Raw genomic sequence first — 21,547 nt, forward strand, 5'->3', positions numbered from 1 at the left:
GGCCACGAGGCGGGGCCGTGCGCCGAGGCGGGTGGCGAGGCGGGTGGCGAGGCGGGTGGCGAGGCGGGTGGCGAGGCGGGTGGCGAGGCGGGTGGCGAGGCGGGTGGCGAGGCGGGTGGCGAGGTGGGTGGCGAGGCGGGTGGCGTGGCGGGTGGCGCGGCGGGTGGCGCGCCTCCCGTGCACGGGACGATCGGCAGCCGGACGGTCAGTCCGAGCGAGACGGCCGGGCAGCCGAGGCCGAGCACCCGCGAGGCGATCCGCTCGGACGTGTCCGGGCCGATCGCGGGCAGCAGTTCGGTCAGCCGCGCGGTGAACGGCGCGGCGTACGGGGCGTCGTCCGGCCCGGACGACGGCGTCGCCAGCGCGGGCTCGACGCGGAGCAGCCGCGTCCCGGACGCGCGGCAGGCGTCGTCGGGCGGCTGGACGGGCAGCTCGCCGATGGTGACGCCGGGGCCGTCCTGGCGGAGCCGGCGCAGGTCGGCGGCCAGCGCGAGCACCCCGACGTCGTGGTCGCCGGGGCCGGCCTCGATCGGGTAGATCCACCAGCCGATCTCGGCGAGTTCGCCGTTGTCGACGCGCGGCACGGTGCAGGCGCCGCACCAGACGTGGCCGAAGATCCCGGGCTCGAAGACGCCGCGGTGCTCCGGCGGGAGCCGCAGCAGCGAGCCCGGCGTCCGGCCCACGGCCTGGAGCCGTTCGACGCCGAACAGGCCAGCCGCGGTGCCGTCCCAGTTGCTGATGCGTCCGCGACCGTTGAGGGTGATGGCGGTCATCCGCGCCACACCCAGCAGGTCGGCGATGACCATGCGGTCCCCCCTCCCGGAGCGAAGGATGCACGACGCTCCCGGCAACTCCTGGTAAAGGAGACGTTACCCCCTGTAAGAAGATCGCGCTGGGAGTCCGTGAAACTTGCACCGACGCGCGCTCACCACCGCTACTGCCAAGGAGCTACGACCATTCAGCGGATGCACAGATGGGAGTCGTTCGCCTAGATGCGGGTGCGGGCCAGGAGTGGCCAGGGCGGCGGGACGTCCCGTCCGGCGCTCCCTGTGGCCCTCCGGCAGGTGTCCAGGGGCCCGACGAGTGGTCCGGTGATGGGTCGTGGTGCTCTCATCGGATACCTGGAGGCGGGGTGGCCAGCCGGACGGCCGGCCGAGGACGCTCCGCTGCCGTTCATCGCCGCGGCCCTGCTCGGAGGCTGCCAGCGGCACGCCTTCTGACGCGGACGGCCGCACCGACGCGGTGGTCTCGGGTGCCCGGCCGACCGCCGCGGCGGAGGTGTTCGCGGGGCGGCTCGTCCGTGCCGTCCTGGCGGGCCGCGTCCCTCCGGCGGGCGCCTGAAGTGCCTGCCCGGCCGCCCTGTCCATCCCCTAATTGGCCGAAAGCGGCATAGCGCACTAATGCCCCATTGACACCCTTCGTCCCCCGGCAGAAGATCACGCAACCCCCAATCGTGATCCTGCCTGGAGGCGCAATGCCGCGCACACAGTTCCGGCCACCGCTTCGAAAGCCCATGCGAAGACTCACCCCCGTCCTCGCCGCCGCCGCGCTCCTGATCGGAACGCTGGTGGCGACACCCGCGAGCGCCGCACCGAAACCCGCGTCCGCCGGCGCCGCCGTGGACCTCTACGCGGCCGAGCTGAGCCCCGGCCAGGTGAAGCTGCTGAACGGCTTCGGCCTCGACCGGGAGGACGTCCGGTTCTCCACGAGCAAGGAGAAGGGCAGCGTCCACGTCGAAGCCGTCATGAGCGCCGCGCAGGCCGCCGCGCTCAACCGGCAGGGCCTCGGCCTCACCGTGAAGAAGATCGGCGGCAAGGACGCCCGCCAGCGCGCGATGGCCGCCGCGCCGAAGGTGTTCCGCCCGTACAGCGGCCCCGGCAACATCCGCGAGGAGCTGCTGAACGTCGCCGCCGCCAACGCGTCCATCGCGAAGGCCGTGGACATCGGGAAGTCCGTCACGGGGCAGCCGATCACCGCCGTCCGCGTCACCAAGGACGTGAACAGCGTGCGGCCCCACCAGCGGCCCGTGGTCGTGTACCAGGCGGCCCAGCACGCCCGCGAGTGGATCACGCCGGAGATGGTCCGGCGGCTGCTGCACCACTACGTGGACGGCTACGGCCAGAACGCCGAGGTCACCAAGATCATCGACTCGACCGAGCTGTGGTTCGTCCCGGTCGTCAACGTCGACGGCTACGACCTGACGTTCCAGGACGGGTTCCGGCTCTGGCGCAAGAACGTCCGCGACAACGACGGCGACGGCCAGATCACGGGCCAGGACGGCATCGATCTCAACCGCAACTTCCCCTACAAGTGGGGCTACGACAACGAGGGCTCGTCCAACCTGCGCACCAGCCAGACCTACCGCGGCACGGCGCCGGGCTCCGAGCCGGAGACCCAGGCGCAGATGGGCCTCTACAAGAAGGTCCGTCCCGCCTACCTGGTCAACTACCACTCGGCGGCGGAGCTGCTGCTGCACGGCGTCGGCTGGCAGGCCCTGACCCGCAGCCCGGACGACGCGATCCACGACGCGCTGCTCGGCGACATCGACCACCCGGCCGTCCCCGGCTACACCCCCGAGCTGGGCGCCCAGCTCTACACCACCAACGGCGACACCGACGGCCAGGCCGACAACGTCTACGGCGCCCTGTCGATCACGCCGGAGATGGCGACCTGCGAGTCGGCCGCGCGGTCGGACCCGAATGACGAGTGGGAGCCGGGCGACTGCGCCAGCGGCTTCGAGTTCCCGGACGACGAGACGCTCATCCAGAAGGAGTTCCAGAAGAACATCCCGTTCGCGTTCTCGGTCGCCAAGTCCGCGCAGAACCCGGACGAGCCCGTGTCCGCCGTCGGACGCACCGCGCCCGACTTCGAGACCGACGGGTTCACCACGTCCTACGGCTCCTCGCAGGAGGTCGCCTCGGTGATCCGCCGGTCGCTGCGCGGCAAGGAGCTCCGGTACCGGATCAACGGCGGCCGCGAGCGCAGCGGCGACCTGCGCGAATGGCGCGGCGGCGAACGGTTCGGGGACGAGAACGACCACTACTACGCCGAGTACCGGGGCAAGATCAGGCAGCGGCCCGGCGACAAGGTCGAGGTGTGGTTCACCGGTCAGAAGGGCCGGAAACGGGTCGAGAGCAAGCACTTCACCTACACCGTCCGCGACCAGAACAAGGCTGACGTCCTGGTCATCGCGGACGAGGACTACACCGGAGTCAACCCGACCTACCCGCCCGGGACGAACAAGCCCCGCTACGCGCAGCAGTACGCCGACCTCGTCAAGTCCGCCAAGCACAAGCCGCTCGTCTGGGACATCGACAAGGACGGCGTCCCGCACGACCTCGGCGTGCTGAAGCACTTCGACGCCGTCGTCTGGTACCTGGGCGACAACCGGCTCACCCAGGACGCCGCCGACGACCCGATCAAGACCTACCTCGGCGACCAGCCCGACTCGCAGGTCGCGGACCGGGAGAAGGACCTGCTCCTCTCCGTCCGCTCCTACCTGAACGAGGGCGGGAAACTCCTGCACACCGGTGAGACGACCGGGTACTACGGCCCCGTCAGCCGCCTCAACGGCGGCGGCATCTACTACGGGCTGAAGGGCCACCCGGAGAAGCCCTGCGTCGTCACCAGCAATTTCCGCGACGACTGCGAACTGCTGTCGGACGACTTCTTCCAGTACTACCTGGGCGCGTACGACCGGCAGCGCGTCGGCGCGCCGACCGCGTTCACGGGGGCTGGATCGCCGTTCGACGGCGTCAACTCGAAGCTGGCGGGCCCCGCGTCCAACCCGCTGAACGAGGCGGGCGGCTTCCAGGTGACCTCGACGGTCCTGCCCAAGGCGGACTTCCCGCAGTTCACCAGCTGGAAGGCCGGCGACTACACCGGCGCGGCGGCGCCGACCGAGCCCGTCGAGGGCCAGTGGTACGTCGCCGGACCGCACCAGGACGGCCTCTACCGGCGCCTGACCAGGACGATCGACCTGTCCACGGTCACCGCCGCGCAGGTGCCCGCCCTGGAGGCTCAGCTCTCCTACAGCACCGAGACGGGCTTCGACAACATCATCGTCGAGGCGCACACCGCCGGCACCGAGGACTGGACGACGCTGCCCGACAAGAACGGCCGGTCGACCACGACCGTCCCGGAGCAGTGCGAGCAGGGTTACCTCCTCGACATGCACCCGTTCCTCGGCCACTACCTGACCAGGGGCAACCCCTGCGGCAACACCGGATCGTCCGGCAAGTGGAACGCCATCACCGGCAACTCCAACGGCTGGGTTCCGGTCGCGTACGACCTGTCCGCGTACGCGGGCAAGAAGGTCGAGGTGTCCATCTCCTACGTCAGCGACCCCGGCTCCGGAGGGACCGGGCTGTTCATCGACGACACCAAGCTCACGACGTCCGGCGGCCAGCCCGACGCCGAGGGCTTCGAGACCGGCCTCGGCGCCTGGACCGTCCAGGGCGCCCCGACCGGAAGCCCCGGAAACGGCGCCGAGTTCACCCGCTCCCAGGCCCAGATCGACTCCGTCTCGTCGGTCGTGACCGGGGACACCGTCCTGCTCGGATTCGGCATCGAGCAGGCCGCTGACCAGCGGACACTGATGATCAGGGCGCTCCGGCACCTGATCGGCTGATCCGCGCCGGCCCCGGGAGCCCGCCCCCTCCGGGCTCCCGGGGCTCTATACCGCAAGATCAGAGAACTCGCAGCTCCATGTGACGAACGACACGCGGCCACGTGCAACCATCCGAGCGCTCCCAGGCGTCTTACAGGGCAGGAAGACCACCGGCGGGTGGAACCCCCTGATCGAGCAAGGCCCGCGACGTCCCGCAGAACGGGGTCGCCCTGGCACCGCCGATCGCGACGAAAACGCCTCGGCCCACCCATGAGGGACGAGCGAACCCGCCGGGAACGGTGGCACGTATTACCTGACGGTGGGCGGTTCGTCCGCCCGGTCCGCGCGTGCCCCCGAACACGCGCCAGCAACCGGCCCTCCCGCGGGGCCACTATCTACGGGGAGCGACGATGACCGCTGTCACCACACCTGTCCGCCGCAGTGCGAAGGACGCCCGCACCGCGAGCGGCGCCCGCATCGCGGGCGGCTCCCGAACCGCCGATGACACGGTGAACATCGAGAGCACGCAGCGCTACGAGCGCGACGTCCTGCCGCTCGCCGACCCGCTGTACGCCAGCGCCGTCCGGATGACCCGCAACTCCGCCGACGCCGAGGACCTCGTCCAGGAGACCCTGGCCAAGGCTTACGTGAACTTCCACCAGTTCCAGGAAGGCACGAACCTCAAGGCGTGGCTGCACCGCATCCTCACCAACAACTTCATCAACACCTACCGCAAGAGGCAGCGCGAGCCCCAGCGCGCCGGCTCCGAGGAGCTGGAGGAGTGGCAGCTCGCCCAGACCGAGGCGCGCTCGTCCGGTTTCCGGTCCGCCGAGTCCGAGGCGCTCGACCGCATCCCCGACTCCGAGGTCGTCGCCGCCCTGCGCGCGCTCCCCAAGGACTTCCGGGACGCCGTCTACCTCGCCGACGTCGAGGGCTACCCGTACAAGGAGATCGCGGAAATGATGGGCACCCCCATCGGCACGGTCATGTCCCGCCTCCACCGCGGCCGCAAGCAGCTCCGCGAGTCCCTCGCCGACCACCGCGCCGCGCACGTGCTCGCCGCATAGCCCCTGGGCCCCCCGCCACGGCTACGTGGCACTATCCGATCCCGCAGCTACCCCATGGCTGCGGGATCGCCGCGTTCGGTGCATGAGGGATCGCTCAACGGGTAACGAGAGCGAAACTTGTCCGTCCGCGTCAACCTCAGTCATCGCCGCAACCACCCGAGAACCGGAGCGATGCAGGGATCGCACGCGTTTCTCGACGATGGAGGCCCGCCAGGGCCGAAGGAGGAGAGAAATGCCATGAGTACCGTCAGCGACGTCATGACGGTGGAGCCGCTGACGTTGCCGTTGGACGCGACGCTGTACGAAGCGGCTCGGATCATGCGGGACGAGGGGATCGGGGACGTCCTGGTCACCTACGCCGGACGGCTCTGCGGTGTGATCACCGACCGGGACATCGTGGTCCGGGCCGTCGCCGAGAGCCGGGACACCTCCCTCACCCCCCTCGGCGACGTGTGCACGGCGGAGCTGACGACCGTCCGCCCCTATGACGACACCGGGACGGCGGCGCGGCTGATGTCGGAGCAGGCGGTCCGGCGCCTGCCCGTCGTGGACGACGAGCACCGCCCAGTAGGCATCATCTGCATCGGCGACCTGGCCATGGCCGACGGGCAGGTCGGGCCGCTGTCGGAGATCAGCAAGGCTCCCCCGAACAATTGAGCGGGCAGCGGATAGTGTCGGAGAGGTGACGCCCACCGAAACGGTCCTGACGGACCAGCTCGCGCTGGAGATCGCCCGGCTGGGGATGGTCGGGGAGTCGTCCGACATCGGCACCCTGTACCGGGTGACGGAGCTGGCCTCGCGCGCGGTGCCCGGATGCGCGGGCGCGGCGAGCGTGCGCTGGGCCCTGCCGGAGATGCCGGGGCACGATCCGGGTTCGGCGCTCGGGCTGCCGCCGGACGCCGCCCGGGACGTCCCGCGCGTCCCGCCGCAGGACCCGGGGCCCGACGCCGCCCCGCCCGAGGTCCCGGCGCCGGAGGAGATCAGGCCGGAGCCGCTGGCCGCCGCGGCCAGCCATCCGGACCTCGCCGAGGTGACCGACCGGCAGCTGTCCCGCGGGCACGGGCCGATCTTCGACGTGGTCATGGACCGCCGGGCGCTGACGTCGGACGACATCCTCGGCGAGACCCGCTGGCCGGAGGCGGTGTCCGACATGCTGCGGCGCGGGGTGCGCTGCTTCACCACGACGCCGCATCTGAACCCGCCCGTCCTCGTCACGCTGACCTTGTACGGGGTGTCGCCGAAGGCGATCTCCCATGAACGGCAGGCGCTCGCGTCGCTGCTGATCGCCCAGGGCAGCGCCGCGGTGACGAACACCCGGCAGTACGACGACGTGCACCGCACGGCCGTCCAGCTCCAGGAGGCGGTGGAGGCGCGGGCCGTCGTCGACCAGGCGAAGGGCATCCTCATGCACGCACTGGGCTGCGACGCGGACGAGGCGTTCGCCGAGCTGCGGCGCATCTCGCAGACGCGTCACGTGAAGCTCACCGCGCTCGCCCAGCGTATCGTCGGTCATCAGGGCCTTCCCTAGGCCATGGACATCGGACGCGGAGCCATGGATCTGGGCGCGGGTCATGAATCTAGGCGCATGAGGGTGAGGCGCATAAGCTGCGGACAGCCAGACCGCGCGGAGCGGCCCCGGTGATCGTGGTCCGGCCCCGCGGGCGGGAGCCGGCCTGGTTCCACCGTGTGACGCGGACGAGAGGCAGACCAGATGCACGATCAGCCCGACCAGCTGGAACCCGAGTCCCTGCTGCGCGAGATCGCCGATCTCGAAGGGCGCATCGGCGAGCTGCGCCAGGCCGCCGGCCTGCCGGAGCCTGACCTGCGGGCGACCCTGGACGCGGCGCTGGTCGAGCTGGAGCTGGCGCTGACGGCGCTGCGGACGATGGGCGCCGAGCACGCCGGCGAGCAGGGCGGGTCGGCCGCGGCCGAGACCGAGCGGCGGGTGCTGCGCACGGTGTTCCAGGACGCCCCCGTGCCGCTGTTCCTGCTGGACCGCAACACGAGCGTCCGGCGGGTGAACCGGCAGGCGGCGACGCTGCTCGGCACCTCGTCCGGGTACGTGTCGGGCAAGCAGTTCACGGCGTTCTGCGACATGGCGACCCGCGCGGCGGTGCGGTCGCAGCTCGCGGCGGTCGTCCGGACGGGACGGCGCCGCCGCGTCCAGGTCAGGTTCCTCGGCCGGGATCATCCGGTCGACGCCGTGGTGACCCTCGCCCGCGTGTGGATCCGCGGCGAACCCGACCCGATGGTCGTGGTGGCCGCCGGTTCGACGGACACCCCGATTGACGACTCCCCCGCCGACGGCACGGCCCGGGCGGAACGCGCCAAAGCGAAGCGGGGCTCCGCCCAGGCGAGGGCGGGCCAAGGCGCGCCGCCCGACGACGAGGCCGTCGCGACGATCGTCCACCGGATGGACGTCCTCGCCACCGCGAGCGAGCTGCTGCTGGACGAGCCCGTCTTCAACGAGACCGTCGCCGTCCGGCGGTGCGCCCGGCTGCTGGCCGCCGAGCTGGCCGACTGGGCGTTCATCGACCTGACCGGGCCGGCCAACGGCGGCCCTGGACCGGCCCCGCAGGGTGGCGCGCACGTGGCGGGGACGGCGTCGCGCGCGGCGCCGCTGCTGCGCCGGCAGGTCGTGATGGGCCCGGAGGACGAGCATTCCATCGAGGCCGCCCGGACGCTGGAGGAGGTCGACCCGGCCGAGGGCACGCTGCCCCACACGGTGTTCGTCACCCGGCAGAGCGCGCTGCGGCCGCATGTGGAGAACCTCGACGTGCTCGGCGTCTGCCCGGACGGCAATCCCGTCTGCGGCAAGATCGGCGCGACATCGGTGCTGAGCGTCCCGATCGAGGACGGCGACCGCGCCATCGGAACGATCACGCTGACGGCGAGCGGCGAGTACGGCCCGTTCGACCTGATGGACCTCGGGGTCGTCCAGCGGCTCGGCCGGTACCTGGCGCTGGTGATCAGGGCGGCGCGGCTGTACCGGCGCCGCGCCGAGGTCGCCGAGACGCTGCAGGCGGGGCTGCTGCCGAAGTCGCTGCCGTCCATCCCGGGCGTGACCGTGGCGGCGAAGTACCTGACGGCGACGCACGGCTCGGAGGTCGGCGGCGACTTCTACGACGTGTTCCGCACCGAGAACGGCTGGGGCCTGGTCCTCGGCGACGTGTGCGGCAAGGGCGAGGACGCGGCGGCCGTGACCGCGACGGCCCGGCACTGCGTGCGGCTGGCGTCGCGGTGGAAGGCGCGTCCGGGCGACGTCCTCGGGATCGTGAACGAGGCGCTGCTGGACGAGGACCGGTTCGTGACCGCCGTGATGGCCGGGCTGACGATGGAGACCGAGAAGATCATCGTGTCGCTGGGCACGGCGGGCCATCCCCCGGCGGTCGTGGTCCGCGCCGATGGAGTGATCAGGTCGGCGGCTCGCGGCGGCGTCCCGCTCGGCCTGTTCGAGGACTTCGAGCCGGGCCTGGACGCGGTCGACCTCACCGTCGGCGACACGCTCTTCCTGCACTCGGACGGCGTCCTGGAGGCGTGCGACATGATGCGGCAGGAGTTCGGCCAGGAACGCCTGATGGAGGCGCTCGCCGCGCACGCGGGCGACACGCCGCAGGGGATGCTCGCGGGGGTGGAGCGGGCGCTGCTGGAGTACTGCGACGGCGACCTGCGCGACGACGTGTCGATGCTCGCGCTGCGCGTGGAGCCCCCGTCCCTCGCCTGACGGCCGTTCCCGTCCCGGCCGGCGTCGCTTGGCCGACCGGCGTCGCTTGGCCGACCGGCGTCGCTTGGCCGACTGATGACCGTTTTGCGGGGTAAGTCGGGTTCATGAGCGTCGACCCTTCGGACAAGCCCCGCAACGAGACCCGGCACGAACGCCTCGACCGGCAGCTGATGGAGCTCCTCCAGGGGTTCCGCGTCGCGGTCACCGGCGTGCAGGTGCTGTTCGCGTTCCTGCTGACGGTGCCGTTCGCGGCCGGATTCGAGAAGGTGGACGGCCACGGCCTGCCGCTGTTCTACATCTCGCTGTTCGGGGCGGCGCTCGCGTCCATCTGCTTCATCGCGCCCGTGTTCCAGCACCGGATCCTGTTCCAGCTCGGGCAGAAGGCGCTGCTGATCAGGCGCGCGAACCGGTTCGGGATCCTCGGCGCGTTCGCGCTCGGCGTCTCGATCACCGCCGCCACGACGCTGATCGTCGAGACGCTGGAGGAGAAGGCGGCGCTGACGATCGTCACGGCCGTGGTCGTGCTGATGCTGTGCGGGTGGGCGTGGTTCGTCCAGCCCTACCTGACGCGGCTGACCGCGAACGGCCGCCCGGACGGCGACGCCGACGGGGACGACGCCGCCGCCTGATGCCCGGCCCATGATCCCGTCAGGGCCCTGACCGTGCCCCGCGCGGCCAGGGCCCTGGCGTGCCGTCCTCCAAGCGCGGCCGTGCTCAGTGCCCGCGAGCCGTGCTCAGTAGGCGCGGCCGAAGATCACGCGCTTGCCGTACTCGGACGGGCGTCCGCACTTCACGCACTCGCCCGTCTCCGCGGGCGCGTCGGCCGGGATGACCCGGGGCGTCGCGGCGGTCTCGGCCTTGATGTCGTCCTCGCAGGCCGTGTCGCCGCAGTGGAACGCCCGCGCCCAGCCGGTCGCGACCTGCGCGGTGAACGCGTCCCAGCCGTCCACGGCGGCGGTGTGGTCGTCGCGGAACTTCTCGGCCCTGGCCAGCAGGAACGACTGGAAGTCGGCGAGGATGCCGGGCAGCAGCTCGGGCAGCTTCTCCAGCGGGATCTGCTCCTTGCCCTGCCCCTCGACGGTCGGCAGCCGCCGGACGAGGGTGCCCACCCCGGCCTCGATGTCGCGCTTGCCCAGCTCGATCCGGACCGGGACGCCGCGCATCTCCCACTCGTTGTACTTGAACCCCGGCGACAGCTGCGGGCGGTTGTCGTCCACGTGCACGCGGATGCCCATCGACTTGATCGCCGCGCCGAGCCTGCGGGCCTCCGCCGCGGCCTCCTCGCCCTGCTCCTTGCGCCCGATCGGGACGATCACGACCTGGTACGGCGCGAGCCGCGGCGGCAGGACGAGCCCCTTGTCGTCCCCGTGCGCCATGACGACGCCGCCGAGCATGCGGGTGCTCATGCCCCAGGACGTCGTGTGCGCGAGGGTCAGCTTGCCCGCCTCGTCCTGGTACTGGATCTCGAACGCCTTGGCGAAGTTGGTGCCGAGGTAGTGCGACGTCCCGGACTGCAGGGCCCGGCCGTCCCGCATCATGACCTCGATCGTGTACGTGCGGACCGCGCCCGCGAACCGCTCGCCGGGCGTCTTCTCCCCCGCCACGACCGGCATCGCCGCGAGCTCCTGCGAGACGCCCGCGTAGGCGTCCAGCGCCCACATGGTCTCGCGCATCGCGTCGTCCTCGTCGATGTGCGCGGTGTGGCCCTCCTGCCAGAGGAACTCGGTCGTCCGCAGGAACAGCCGGGGCCGCATCTCCCACCGGACGACGTTCGCCCACTGGTTCAGCAGCAGCGGCAGGTCGCGGTGCGAGTCGATCCACTTGGCCATGTACTCGCCGATGACGGTCTCGGACGTCGGCCGCATGACCAGCGGCTCGTCCAGCTCCTTGCCGCCCGCGTGCGTCACGACGGCCAGCTCGGGCGAGAAGCCCTCGACGTGCTCGGCCTCGCGCTTGAGGTAGGACTCCGGGATGAGCATCGGGAAGGAGGCGTTGTCGTGCCCCGCGTCCTTGATGCGCCGGTCCAGGTCGGCCTGGAGCAGCTCCCACACCCGGTACCCGTACGGCCGGATGACCATCGTGCCGCGAACCGGTCCGCGGTCGACGAGCTTGGCCTGCACGACCAGCTCGTTGTACCAGGCGGAGAAATCCTCGCTCTGCGGCGTCACACCTTCTCGACTCACGGCCATCAGGGTACTGACTGCCGCGACGGGGCACGAACGCTTTCATCGGCACGTGCGAACGCTTCCACCCGCTCACGGGCGCTTCGCTACCCTCGCGTGATGCGCTGGTCCCAGATGTTCGCGCCCACGCTCCGCGACGATCCCGCCGAGGCGGACGCGCCGAGCCACCGGCTGCTGCTGCGGGCGGGCTACGTCCGGCAGCTCACCGCCGGCCACTACTCGCTGCTGCCGCTGGCCGTCCGCGTCCGCACCAAGATCATCCAGATCGTGCGGGAGGAGATGGCCGCGATCGGCGCGCAGGAGATGCTGCTGCCCGCCCTGCACCCGGCCGAGCCGTGGAAGCGCTCAGGCCGCTGGGAGCTGATGGGCCAGGAGATGTTCCGCCTCCAGGACCGGCGCGGCGCCGACCACGCCCTCGGCATGACGCACGAGGAGATCTTCGCGACGGTCGCCCGCGAGCTGAACTCCTACCGGCAGCTCCCGCAGCAGTGGTACCAGTTCCAGACGAAGTTCCGGGACGAGCCGCGCCCCAAGGGCGGCCTCATGCGGACCCGCGAGTTCACCATGAAGGACGCCTACAGCTTCGACATCGACCGTCCAGGGCTGGACGCCTCGTTCGAGGCCTACCACGGCGCGTACACACGGATCTTCGAGCGGCTCGGGATCCCGGCGCTGCCGTGCGAGGCGTCCAGCGGGACGATGGGCGGGTCGGGCTCGACCGAGTTCATGTGCCCGTCCGACGTCGGCGAGGACGTCGTCGTCCACTGCCCGGCCTGCGGTTACGCGGCCAACATCGAACGGGCGACGTCCGTCCTGCCGGGCGTGTCCGACGGCCCCGGCCTCCCCTCCCCCGAACGCTTCGACACGCCAGGCGTCCGCACGATCGAAGACCTGTCTGCTTTTCTGGGGGGCGATCCCCAGACCCCCGAAGGCGGCTCAGACGATCCTCGCGCCGCTGGCGCGTCGCTGCGGTCGTCTGACCGCTACGACGCGCCGGGCGACCGGCAGATCAAGACGCTCGTCTACATCCTGGACGGCACCCTCACCCTCGTCCTGCTGCGCGGCGACCACCCGCTCAACGAGCAGAAGCTGATGGACGCGACGGGCGCCGCCGAGATCCGCGCCGCCGACCCGGCCGAGATCCAGGACGCGCTCGGCGCGCTGCCCGGCAGCCTCGGCGCGGTCGGCGCGTCCCTGCCCGTGCTCGCGGACGAGGCGCTGCGCGGCCGCCGCGACATGTTCACCGGCGCCAACACCGACGACGTCCACCTGCGCGGCGTCGACGTCGGCCGCGACATCGACGTCGGACTGTGGGCGGACCTGCGCGAGGTCGAGGCGGGCCAGCCCTGCGTCCGCTGCGGCGAGCCCCTGGAGACCCGGCGCGCCATCGAGGTCGGGCACATCTTCAAGCTCGGCGACCGCTACGCCCGCGCCCTCGGCGTCGAGGTGCTGGCCCAGGACGGCCGCCGCGTCCCGGTGATCATGGGCAGCTACGGCATCGGGATCGAGCGCGCGATGGCCGCGATCGTCGAGACGCACCACGACGACCGCGGCATCGTGTGGCCGCTGCCGGTCGCCCCGTTCCAGGTCGCCGTCGTGGCCGCGCAGTCGGACGACGCCGACGTCGCCAAGGCCGCCGAGGACGTCTACGCGGCGCTGTCGTCCGCGGGCGTCGAGGTCGTGATCGACGACCGTCCCGAGCGCGCGGGCGTGAAGTTCCGCGACGCCGAGCTGACCGGGATCCCGTTCCGCGTCACGATCGGCCGCCGCGGCCTGGCCGAAGGAATCGCCGAGGTCACGACCCGCGCCACCGGCGAGACGGAGAAGCTGCCGCTGGACGCCGTGATCTCCCACGTGCGGTCCCTCGCCGGTCGTTGACACTCGCCGGTCGTTGACACTCGCCGGTCGTTGACAATGGTGGGACCGCACCGGGGTCGATCCAGCGGGAAGAGGCCATGGCAGAGATCATCGGATCCGACGGGACCTGGACGTTCGACGGCGAGGTGCTGCGCATCGTGCCCGGCCACGGGCGCGGCGTTCACCGGCTGCGGCGCCTGCTCGGCGAGCTGACCGTCCCGCTGGCGGCCGTCGCGGGGATCGCGGTGGAGTCGGGGTCCAAGGGCGGCGTCGTGCGGGTGCGGCTGCGGCAGGGCGCCGACCCGCTGCTGCAGGCCGCCGCGGGCGCGCTGAAGGACGCGTCCGACCCGTACCGCCTGAACGTGGAAGGCCGCCGGACGTCGGTGGCCGAATACCTCGTGGACGAGGTGCGGAACTCGCTACTGATCGAGGAAATCGACAGCGGCCCGGTGGACCGTTATCTGCTTCCCGGGCCGGATGTGCCGATCCGCGCGTCCGGCGGCGACGGATCGGCGTCGTTCGACGGCGAATCCGTCCGGCTGGAGTGGAACTGGATGGCCGAGACCGCCAAGAAAGAGGCCGGGCCCCAGCAATTGCCACTGCGCGAAATCGTCGGCGTGGAACTGCATCCCGCGGTCGGCCTGGACAACGGCCATCTGCGTTTCCGGGTGAACGGCGGCGGGACCGAGGGCGGGACCGAGGGCGCCGAGCAGCCGGAGCCCATCCTCGACCCGCGCTGCGTGATGCTGTGGGGTTTCAAGAAGGAGGCGGCCGCCGCGATCGCGCTGGCCGCGGCCGTCGTGGCGCGGCTCCCGCACCCGAACGCGGTCGACGATCCGCCGCCGGTCGCGGCGGACGGCCCGCCATCGCCTCCCGAACCTCAAGCGGCCCCCGCTGACGACCACGACACGCTCCTGCGGCGGCTCCGGGAACTGGGCGATCTACACAAGGAAGGCATCCTCACCGAAGAGGAATTCGCCACCGCGAAGCAGGCCGTTCTCCGGCGCATGTGAGCCGGAAAACCATTTGACGGGCCACCCGGGGATTTCCCAGACTCGGCACGTATCGAAGGGGGATCGCCGTGGGCCACGTCGAGGTGGGGCACGTCCGCCATACCCTCCCGGACGGGCGCGTTCTGCTCGACGACGTGTCGTTTCGGGTCGGGGACGGTGTCGTCGCCGCGCTGATCGGGCCGAACGGCGCCGGGAAGACGACGCTGCTGCGGCTCATCGCCGGTGACGGCGCGCCGCAGGAGGGGACCGTCGCGCACAGCGGCGGGCTGGGCGTGATGCGGCAGTTCATCGGGGGTTTGCGGGACGATTCGTCCGTCCACGATCTGCTCCTGTCGATCGCGCCGCCGAGGGTCCGCGAGGCCGCGGCGGCGGTCGAGGCGGCCGAGCTGGCGATGATGGAGCGCGACGACGAGCCGACCCAGCTCCGCTACGCCACGGCCCTCGCCGGCTGGGGCGACGCGGGCGGCTACGAGATCGAGGTGCTCTGGGACGCGTGTTGCATAGCGGCCCTGGGCGTCCCGTACGACTCGTGCCGCTGGCGCGAGGTCCGCACCCTTTCCGGCGGCGAGCAGAAACGCCTGGCGTTGGAGGCCCTGCTGCGCGGCCCCGACGAAGTCCTTCTCCTGGACGAGCCCGACAACTATCTGGACGTCCCCGCCAAGAGGTGGCTCGAAGAGAGATTGCGGGAAACGTCCAAAACAGTCCTGCTGGTGTCGCACGACCGCGAGTTGCTCGACCGTTCCGCCGACCGGATCGTCACCGTCGAAGCCGCGCAGGTCTGGGTCCACGGCGGCCGTTTCTCGACCTATGCCGCCGCACGCCGCGACCGCAACGAGCGCCTGGAGGAAGTGCGCCGCCGCTGGGACGAGGAGCACGCGAAACTCAAACAACTGGTCAGCACCCTTCGCAACAGGGCGACGACCTTTGACTCGATGGCGGCCGGGGCCCGCTACCGCGCCGCCCTGACCCGGCTTCGCAAGTTCGAGGAAGCGGGCCCGCCCGAGATCCCGCCCCGCGACCAGAACATCAAGATGCGCCTGCGCGGCGGACGCACCGGTAAACGCTCGGTGATCTGCGAGAGCGTGGAACTGACGGGCCTCATGAGGCCGTTCGACACCGAGATCTGGTACGGCGAGCGCGTCGCCGTGCTGGGCTCGAACGGCTCGGGCAAATCGCATTTCCTGCGCCTGCTCTCCGCCGTCGCGGAGACCCTTCCGCGCGGCGCGACCCCGGTCGCGCCCGTCGCCCACACCGGCCGGGCCCGGCTGGGCGCGCGCGTCGTCCCGGGCCTGTTCGCGCAGACGCACGCCCGTCCCGACCTGGCCGGACGCACCCCGTGCGAGATCGTCATGACCGAGCACGCCCGCCTCCGCAACGACGCGATGAACGCCCTGGCCCGCTACGAGCTCAACCTCTGCGCGGAGCAGCCCTTCGAGACCCTTTCCGGCGGCCAGCAGGCCCGCCTGCAGATCCTCCTGCTGGAACTGGGCGGCGCCACGCTCCTCCTCCTGGACGAGCCCACCGACAACCTCGACCTGGCCAGCGCCGAGGCGCTCCAGGAGGGCCTGGAGACCTACGAGGGCACCGTCGTCTCCGTGACCCACGACCGCTGGTTCGCCCGTTCGTTCGATCGCTATTTGGTCTTCGGCGCGGACGGCTCCGTCTATGAATCCTCCGAACCAATCTGGGATGAAGCCCGCGTCACCCGCCCGTCGTAGGATCCTCGAAGGCGGCTACGACGAGGCGAGGAGTCGACGATGCCCCGACCCCCCGGCGGCACCCCACCCGGGGACAAGCCTCCCCGCCTGCCCGACGACGCCCAGGCCCGGTTCCGGACGGACGTCCCCTCCCCCGCGCGGACGTGGAACTACTGGCTCGGCGGCAAGGACAACTACGAGGTCGACCGGGTCGTCGGGGACGCCACCGCGGCGGTGAACCCGGAGCTCATCCGGCAGGCCAGGGAGGGCCGCAAGTTCCTGATCCGCGCCGTCCGCCACCTGGCGGCCGAGGAGAAAATCCGCAATTTCCTGGACATCGGGGCCGGGCTGCCGACCGAGTCCAACACCCACCAGATCGCCCAGCAGACCGCGCCCGACTCCCGCATCGTCTATGTCGACAACGACCCGATGGTGCTCGTCCACGCGCGTGCCCTGATGCGCGGCACGACGCCCGAGGGCGTCACCGGCTACCTCGACGCCGACTTCCACAATCCGGGGCAGATCCTCGACGAGGCCGCCAACGTCCTGAACTTCAAGGAGCCGATCGCGGTGATGTTCATGGGCGTGCTCGGTTTCTGCCAGGACTACCCGACCGCGAAGCAGGTCGTGGCCGACACCATGGCGGGCGTGCCCTCGGGCAGCTTCCTGGTCCTGTGGGACTGCACCGACACCTCTGAGGAGGCCAGGCGCAGCACCGAGAGGTACGCCGAGTCGGGCACCGTGCCCTACAACCTGCGCAGCGTCGAGCAACTCGACGCCTACTTCGACGGCCTGGAGATGGTCGAGCCGGGCCTGGTCACGATCTCGCGGTGGCGGCCCGACCAGGCCGAAGGGGAACCCGAGCCCGAACACGTCCACGGGTACGGCGCCGTCGCGCGCAAGCCGTAGCCGTGTCCCGGAAGGCTCAGCGCGGCGGGCCGACGACGACCTGGCCGTAGGCGTCGGCCGCCGCAGACAGGGCCTCCTTGGAGATCTCGAAGCCGTCCGGCCTGGGCGTGGACAGGTCGCGCCCGGCCTGGCGGAACATCCCCTCGATCCCGCCGGGCGTGGCGATCATGAGCAGGTCGGCCCGGTCGGACGTGATGCGGTAGCCGTGCGGAATGTTGCGCGGCAGGTAGACGATGCCGCCCTCGGACAGTTCCATCTCATCGTCACCGGCCCACAGCAGGGCGGTGCCCTTGATGAGCATGAAGATCTCGTCTTCGCGGGTGTGCATGTGGAACGGCGGCGCCTCGCCCTTGCCGACGTCGAAACGGCCCACGGTGAGCTGGCCGTCCGTCGCTGCGGAGTCCAGCAGGACGGAGAAGGTGCCGCCGTCCAGCCATTCGAGCTTCTGCTGCTGTTCGGGCTGCGCCAGATACGGGATGGACATCGCTCTACCTCCAGATAAGCGGACTCCAGATAAGCGGAACATTTCGTCCGCTTCAACGTGCGGCGGTGCGCTCTGATTCCCGGCGGCCGGGGCTACCGTTGATCGGGAAGGGAGGGCGCGTCCCATGAGCGACGAGGGGCAGGCGCGTCGGCGGCCGCGCCGCGACGCCGAGGCCAACCGGGAGCGGCTGCTCGCCGCCGCCGTCACCGTGATGCTGCGCGAGGGACGCGACGCCCCGCTCGCCGCCATCGCCGCCGAGGCCGGGGTCGGCATCGGGACGCTGTACCGGAGGTACGCCGACCGGCAGGCCCTCCTGCACGCTCTCGAACACCGCGCCTACGACCTGCTCGTCGGCATCCTGGAGGAGATCGACGAGCTGCCCGGCACCGGCCTTGAGGCGATCGGCGAATACCTGACGCGCTGCTTCGCGGTCGGGGACCAGCTCGTCCTGCCGCTGCACGGCGCGCCGCCGCTGACGACCCCGGAGGCGGTCCACGCCCGCCGGACGATCGATCACCGCCTCGACGCCCTCCTCGACCGGGGCCGAAAGGACGGCAGCGTCCGCGCGGACGCCAACGCGACCGACGTCATCGTCTTCGCCGCCCTCATCACCCAGCCCCTTTCCTACGGTCCGGACTGGCCGCGTTTGGCGCGGCGCCAGATCACGCATTTCCTGAACTCGCTGGCAGGACGCGGCCCGCTCGACATCCCCGGCCCGGAGATCAAGCAGGGCGACATCGAAGCCGCCTTCGCCGAGAACTCCGCTAAGTCAAAACGGCGGAACTGAAGCGGCTCTAGGATGGGCCGTTTATTCGGTGATCTGCGAGGAGACGGCGATGGGTTTGAGTTTCGATACTGCTTACGGTGATCTGGCGGTGCTCCAGTGCGTGGCGGCGCTTCGGACGGGAGATTGGCGACCGGCCGCCGGGCTGCTCAAGGAGACCTCCGGTGACTGGGATCGCAAAGCGCATCGCGTCGACCGGCTCGCCGAGGACGCCGACTGCCATCCGGCGTTAGCGGAATGGGTCGCCGCCGACCGGGACAACGCGGACGCCCATATGGTCGATGCCGGCGCCAAGGTCGTCCAGGCGTGGGAGATCCGTGGCAGCTCCTATGCGAGACACGTCGACAAGAGTGCCTGGGCGGGCTTTTTCGCGGGCCTGCACGACGCGCAAACCGCGTTACTGAGCGCGATCGAACGAGCACCGGACGATCCCACCCCGTGGGGAATCTCCGTCCTGCTCGCCCGTGCTCTGCAAATGCCCCGGCGCGAATTCGACGCGCGCTGGAATGAGCTCGTCCGGCGCGATGTGGGGCACGTTGCCGGGCATCACCACGCGCTGCAGTATTTGTGCGCGAAATGGAGCGGTTCGCACGAGGAGATGTTCGGCTTCGCCGATCGTTCGTCGGCGGAAGCGCCGCCCGGCTCGCCGCTGCACATCCTTCCGGTGTACGCGGCGATCGAGTACGCGATGGCGGTGCGGGACGGCCGGGTCGAGGGCGCGCTCGAGTCCGAGTTCTGGGAGAGCGCCCGAGCCGTCCAGGCGGTGGAAGGTGCCGTGGAGCGCTGGGAGACGCCGGCCGCCGCGAGCGGGACGCCTCCGCACGCCCGAGCGGTGCCCGACCGGGCGCATCTCGCGTTCGCCGCCGCGAAGATCGGGGCCGGAGCCGTCGCGGCGCGCCAGTACCGGGCCATGGGGCCCTACGCCTCGGACATGCCGTGGGGGGCGTTCGTGCTCTGGCCCAAGCTCGCCGCGCGCGCGAACCGCCGGCGGATGTTGGCCCGCCATCGATGACGGCCGGGCGGTGTGCCGTGTGACCAGGGACGGACGACCCTGTCCACATTGGTCCGGCGGTGGGTAGGGTGCCCGGGTGCGGGTGGTTGTCACAGGTGCGGCGGGGTTCATCGGGAGCCATGTGGTCGATGCGTTCTCGGCCGCCGGGCATGAGGTGCTCGCCGTCGACGCGCCCGGGCGGTCGCCGACCCCGGACGTGGCGCGGCGGACGTGGGCCCGGGTGGCCGCCCGGCCAGGGGTCGTCGCGGCGGAGGTCGACCTCGCGGTGCACGATCTGGGCGCCGTGACCGCCGCCGACGTGGTCGTCCACCTGGCGGGACGGCCCGGCGTCCGTGACTCGTGGGGCGCCGGACGGGCCGTCGCGGAACGCGACAACGTGCTGGCGACGCGGCGGCTGCTCGCGTCCTGCGTGGGCCGCCCGGCGCGGCGCAGGCCCCGGGTGATCGTCGCGTCGAGCTCGTCGGTGTACGGGTCGGCGGGGCGGCGGCCGAACCGGGAGGACGACCCGCTCAGCCCGGCGAGCCCGTACGCGGTCAGCAAGGTCGAGGTGGAGCGGCTGGCGGGCCTGGCGGCGCGGGACGGGCTGCGCACCGTCCTGCTCAGGTACTTCTCGGTGTACGGGCCCCGGCAGCGGCCCGACATGGCGTTCCACCGGTTCGCGGAGGCGGCGCTGGACGGACGCCCGCTGCCCGTGTTCGGCGACGGCCGCCGCACGCGGAGCTTCACGCACGTCCGGGACGTGGTGGCGGCCACGCTGGTCGCGGCGGCCGAGGAGCTTCCGCCCGGGATCGCCGTCAACGTCGGCCATGGCGAGCCGGTGGCGGTCACGGACGCGATCGAGCTGCTCACCGGCGTCCTGGGCGTCCGGGCGGAGATCCGGCGGGAGGCGCCGGTGGCGGGCGACGCCGAGCGCACGTGGGCCGACACGGGCCGGGCCCGGCGGCTCCTCGGCTGGACGGCCGCGACCGGGCTCGCGGAGGGCCTCGCCGACCAGATCGCCTGGCACCGTGCGCGGCGGGCTCAGGAGGTGCGGGTCGGATGATGAGGCATCGGGCGGCCTATGTCGCGTTCGATCGGTTCCCGTCCAGCAAGGGGTCGGCGGTGCACATCGCGCAGATGGCCGACGAGCTGTTCACGCGGTTCGGCGGCGGGCTGCTCGGCGTGATCGGCGGCGGTGACCTGCCGCGCTACCAGCGGGAGGGGACGCGGGAGATCGCCCGGTTCGACGCGCAGGTCCCGAACCTGATCGACCGGGCGGAGGCGTTCTCGCAATGGGTCGCGGGACATCTGGAGCCGCACCGCGACACCCTGGAGGTGTGCCACGTCCGGGACCCGTGGAGCGCGCTGCCGGCGATCGCGGACGGCCGCCGCCACAAGGTCGTGTACGAGGTCAACGGCCTTCCGTCGATCGAGATGGCGCACACGTGGCCGTGGGCCGCGCCCAGGACGCTCGACAAGATCCGGGAGCTGGAGCGGTACTGCCTGGAGCGCAGCGACGCCGTCGTCGTGCCGTCGCGGGTGATCGGCGCGGCCGTCGCGCGGTTCGGCGTGCCGGAGGGCAGGATCCATCTCGTCCCGAACGGGGCCGAGATCCCCGAGCAGCCGCAGCGGCCCGCGGACGCGCCCGAGCGCTACATCGTGTACGTCGGCGCGCTGCAGCCCTGGCAGGGCCTGGACGTCCTGACGCGTGCGTTCGCGCGGCTCGCCGACCTGCCGGAGCTGCGGCTGGTGATCTGCGCGTCCGTCCCGGAACGGCGGGCGAAGCCGGTGCGGCGGCTGGCCGAGCGGCTCGGCGTGGCCGGGCGGACCGACTGGCGGTTCATGCTGCCGCACCGGGAGATCGCGGCCTGGCTCGCGCACGCCGAGGTCTCGGTGGCGCCGCTGACCGGCTGCGCCCGCAACCTCGACCAGGGCTGCGCGCCGCTGAAGGTGATCGAGTCCATGGCGGCGGGCGTGCCGGTGGTCGCCTCCGACCTGCCGGCGGTGCGGGAGCTGATGGCGGACGGGGAGCACGGACGGCTCGTCCCGGCCGACCGTCCCGCCGAGCTGGCCAGGGCCGTCCGGATCCTGCTGGAGTACCCGGACGAGGCAGCCGCGATGGGCCGCAGGGCCCGGCAGCGCATCGAGCAGGACCTGACCTGGACACGTTCACGCGCGCTGCTGGCCGATGTCTACCGTACGATCACGCCGTCTGATCGATAGGTGGTT

At 71.6% G+C, this 21,547-nt stretch carries 18 protein-coding genes; 15 read left to right on the plus strand and 3 right to left on the minus strand.

The genetic code is table 11. From position 1 onward, the window contains the following. The coding region (locus tag ACH35V_RS37400; RefSeq protein ID WP_395979607.1) for a hypothetical protein at window positions 1-806 on the minus strand (806 nt) is incomplete at its 3' end. A 288-nt stretch (window positions 807-1,094) separates the two neighbouring features. Here ACH35V_RS37400 and ACH35V_RS37405 point away from each other — a divergent pair. From ACH35V_RS37405 to ACH35V_RS37435, 7 genes are all read left to right on the plus strand, one after another. Continuing rightward, on the plus strand, window positions 1,095-1,220 hold the full coding sequence (locus ACH35V_RS37405) for a hypothetical protein (RefSeq protein ID WP_395979608.1): 126 nt from the start codon (window positions 1,095-1,097) through the stop codon (window positions 1,218-1,220). 293 nt (window positions 1,221-1,513) lie between these two features. Then, complete coding sequence (locus ACH35V_RS37410; RefSeq protein ID WP_395979609.1) at window positions 1,514-4,630, plus strand: M14 family zinc carboxypeptidase; 3,117 nt, start codon at window positions 1,514-1,516, stop codon at window positions 4,628-4,630. A gap of 389 nt (window positions 4,631-5,019) precedes the next feature. Further along, window positions 5,020-5,676 carry a sigma-70 family RNA polymerase sigma factor gene (locus ACH35V_RS37415; protein WP_395979610.1) on the plus strand — a complete coding sequence of 219 codons (657 nt, stop codon included), beginning with the start codon at window positions 5,020-5,022 and terminating at the stop codon, window positions 5,674-5,676. Between the two features lie 237 nt (window positions 5,677-5,913). After that, the gene (locus ACH35V_RS37420; protein WP_395979611.1) at window positions 5,914-6,333 is read left to right on the plus strand and encodes a CBS domain-containing protein; all 420 of its coding nucleotides are present in this window, start codon (window positions 5,914-5,916) and stop codon (window positions 6,331-6,333) included. Between the two features lie 25 nt (window positions 6,334-6,358). Next, window positions 6,359-7,204, plus strand: a complete 846-nt coding sequence (locus tag ACH35V_RS37425; protein ID WP_395979612.1) for an ANTAR domain-containing protein — start codon at window positions 6,359-6,361, stop codon at window positions 7,202-7,204. Window positions 7,205-7,387: 183 nt separating this feature from the next. Next, window positions 7,388-9,400 carry a SpoIIE family protein phosphatase gene (locus ACH35V_RS37430; RefSeq protein ID WP_395979613.1) on the plus strand — a complete coding sequence of 671 codons (2,013 nt, stop codon included), beginning with the start codon at window positions 7,388-7,390 and terminating at the stop codon, window positions 9,398-9,400. Between the two features lie 104 nt (window positions 9,401-9,504). Beyond that, window positions 9,505-10,029, plus strand: coding sequence for a DUF6328 family protein (locus ACH35V_RS37435; protein ID WP_395979614.1), 525 nt, complete (start codon window positions 9,505-9,507; stop codon window positions 10,027-10,029). Between the two features lie 105 nt (window positions 10,030-10,134). Here the strand turns inward: ACH35V_RS37435 and proS are convergent, their stop codons facing one another. Next, window positions 10,135-11,583, minus strand: a complete 1,449-nt coding sequence (gene proS, locus ACH35V_RS37440; RefSeq protein WP_395979615.1) for a proline--tRNA ligase — start codon at window positions 11,581-11,583, stop codon at window positions 10,135-10,137. Between the two features lie 99 nt (window positions 11,584-11,682). On the opposite strand from proS, the gene ACH35V_RS37445 reads away from it, so the two are divergent. The 4 genes from ACH35V_RS37445 (at window position 11,683) to ACH35V_RS37460 (ending at window position 17,059) form a co-directional block, all read left to right on the plus strand. Beyond that, window positions 11,683-13,461 carry a proline--tRNA ligase gene (locus ACH35V_RS37445; RefSeq protein ID WP_395979616.1) on the plus strand — a complete coding sequence of 593 codons (1,779 nt, stop codon included), beginning with the start codon at window positions 11,683-11,685 and terminating at the stop codon, window positions 13,459-13,461. Window positions 13,462-13,538: 77 nt separating this feature from the next. Next, on the plus strand, window positions 13,539-14,453 hold the full coding sequence (locus ACH35V_RS37450; RefSeq protein WP_395979617.1) for a DUF4429 domain-containing protein: 915 nt from the start codon (window positions 13,539-13,541) through the stop codon (window positions 14,451-14,453). A 68-nt stretch (window positions 14,454-14,521) separates the two neighbouring features. After that, window positions 14,522-16,171, plus strand: a complete 1,650-nt coding sequence (locus ACH35V_RS37455; protein ID WP_395979618.1) for an ABC-F family ATP-binding cassette domain-containing protein — start codon at window positions 14,522-14,524, stop codon at window positions 16,169-16,171. Between the two features lie 39 nt (window positions 16,172-16,210). Then, window positions 16,211-17,059, plus strand: a complete 849-nt coding sequence (locus ACH35V_RS37460) for an SAM-dependent methyltransferase (RefSeq protein ID WP_395979619.1) — start codon at window positions 16,211-16,213, stop codon at window positions 17,057-17,059. 16 nt (window positions 17,060-17,075) lie between these two features. Here ACH35V_RS37460 and ACH35V_RS37465 read toward each other — a convergent pair whose 3' ends face one another. Continuing rightward, on the minus strand, window positions 17,076-17,543 hold the full coding sequence (locus tag ACH35V_RS37465; RefSeq protein ID WP_131965184.1) for a cupin domain-containing protein: 468 nt from the start codon (window positions 17,541-17,543) through the stop codon (window positions 17,076-17,078). A gap of 124 nt (window positions 17,544-17,667) precedes the next feature. On the opposite strand from ACH35V_RS37465, the gene ACH35V_RS37470 reads away from it, so the two are divergent. From ACH35V_RS37470 to ACH35V_RS37485, 4 genes are all read left to right on the plus strand, one after another. Next, window positions 17,668-18,330, plus strand: a complete 663-nt coding sequence (locus ACH35V_RS37470; protein WP_395979620.1) for a TetR/AcrR family transcriptional regulator — start codon at window positions 17,668-17,670, stop codon at window positions 18,328-18,330. Between the two features lie 49 nt (window positions 18,331-18,379). After that, the gene (locus tag ACH35V_RS37475; RefSeq protein ID WP_395979621.1) at window positions 18,380-19,339 is read left to right on the plus strand and encodes a hypothetical protein; all 960 of its coding nucleotides are present in this window, start codon (window positions 18,380-18,382) and stop codon (window positions 19,337-19,339) included. Window positions 19,340-19,415: 76 nt separating this feature from the next. Beyond that, window positions 19,416-20,381: an NAD-dependent epimerase/dehydratase family protein gene (locus ACH35V_RS37480; protein WP_395979622.1), complete on the plus strand. Its 966-nt coding sequence runs from the start codon at window positions 19,416-19,418 to the stop codon at window positions 20,379-20,381. After that, window positions 20,378-21,541 (plus strand): glycosyltransferase family 4 protein, encoded by a 1,164-nt coding sequence (locus ACH35V_RS37485; RefSeq protein ID WP_395979623.1) that lies wholly within the window; start codon window positions 20,378-20,380, stop codon window positions 21,539-21,541. The genes ACH35V_RS37480 and ACH35V_RS37485 overlap by 4 nt, the downstream gene beginning before the upstream one ends. Window positions 21,542-21,547 lie beyond the last annotated feature (6 nt).

Source organism: Actinomadura sp. 1N219, from assembly GCF_044326405.1.
In the GTDB taxonomy this organism is placed as follows: Bacteria; Actinomycetota; Actinomycetes; order Streptosporangiales; family Streptosporangiaceae; genus Spirillospora.

Coding starts and splice junctions, on each gene's coding strand:
- ACH35V_RS37405 (WP_395979608.1), top strand. CDS start 1,095: ATGGGTCGTGGTGCTCTCATCGGATACCTGGAGGCGGGGTGGCCAGCC.
- ACH35V_RS37410 (WP_395979609.1), top strand. CDS start 1,514: ATGCGAAGACTCACCCCCGTCCTCGCCGCCGCCGCGCTCCTGATCGGA.
- ACH35V_RS37415 (WP_395979610.1), top strand. CDS start 5,020: ATGACCGCTGTCACCACACCTGTCCGCCGCAGTGCGAAGGACGCCCGC.
- ACH35V_RS37420 (WP_395979611.1), top strand. CDS start 5,914: ATGAGTACCGTCAGCGACGTCATGACGGTGGAGCCGCTGACGTTGCCG.
- ACH35V_RS37430 (WP_395979613.1), top strand. CDS start 7,388: ATGCACGATCAGCCCGACCAGCTGGAACCCGAGTCCCTGCTGCGCGAG.
- ACH35V_RS37435 (WP_395979614.1), top strand. CDS start 9,505: ATGAGCGTCGACCCTTCGGACAAGCCCCGCAACGAGACCCGGCACGAA.
- ACH35V_RS37445 (WP_395979616.1), top strand. CDS start 11,683: ATGCGCTGGTCCCAGATGTTCGCGCCCACGCTCCGCGACGATCCCGCC.
- ACH35V_RS37450 (WP_395979617.1), top strand. CDS start 13,539: ATGGCAGAGATCATCGGATCCGACGGGACCTGGACGTTCGACGGCGAG.
- ACH35V_RS37460 (WP_395979619.1), top strand. CDS start 16,211: ATGCCCCGACCCCCCGGCGGCACCCCACCCGGGGACAAGCCTCCCCGC.
- ACH35V_RS37465 (WP_131965184.1), bottom strand. CDS start 17,543: ATGTCCATCCCGTATCTGGCGCAGCCCGAACAGCAGCAGAAGCTCGAA.
- ACH35V_RS37470 (WP_395979620.1), top strand. CDS start 17,668: ATGAGCGACGAGGGGCAGGCGCGTCGGCGGCCGCGCCGCGACGCCGAG.
- ACH35V_RS37475 (WP_395979621.1), top strand. CDS start 18,380: ATGGGTTTGAGTTTCGATACTGCTTACGGTGATCTGGCGGTGCTCCAG.
- ACH35V_RS37485 (WP_395979623.1), top strand. CDS start 20,378: ATGATGAGGCATCGGGCGGCCTATGTCGCGTTCGATCGGTTCCCGTCC.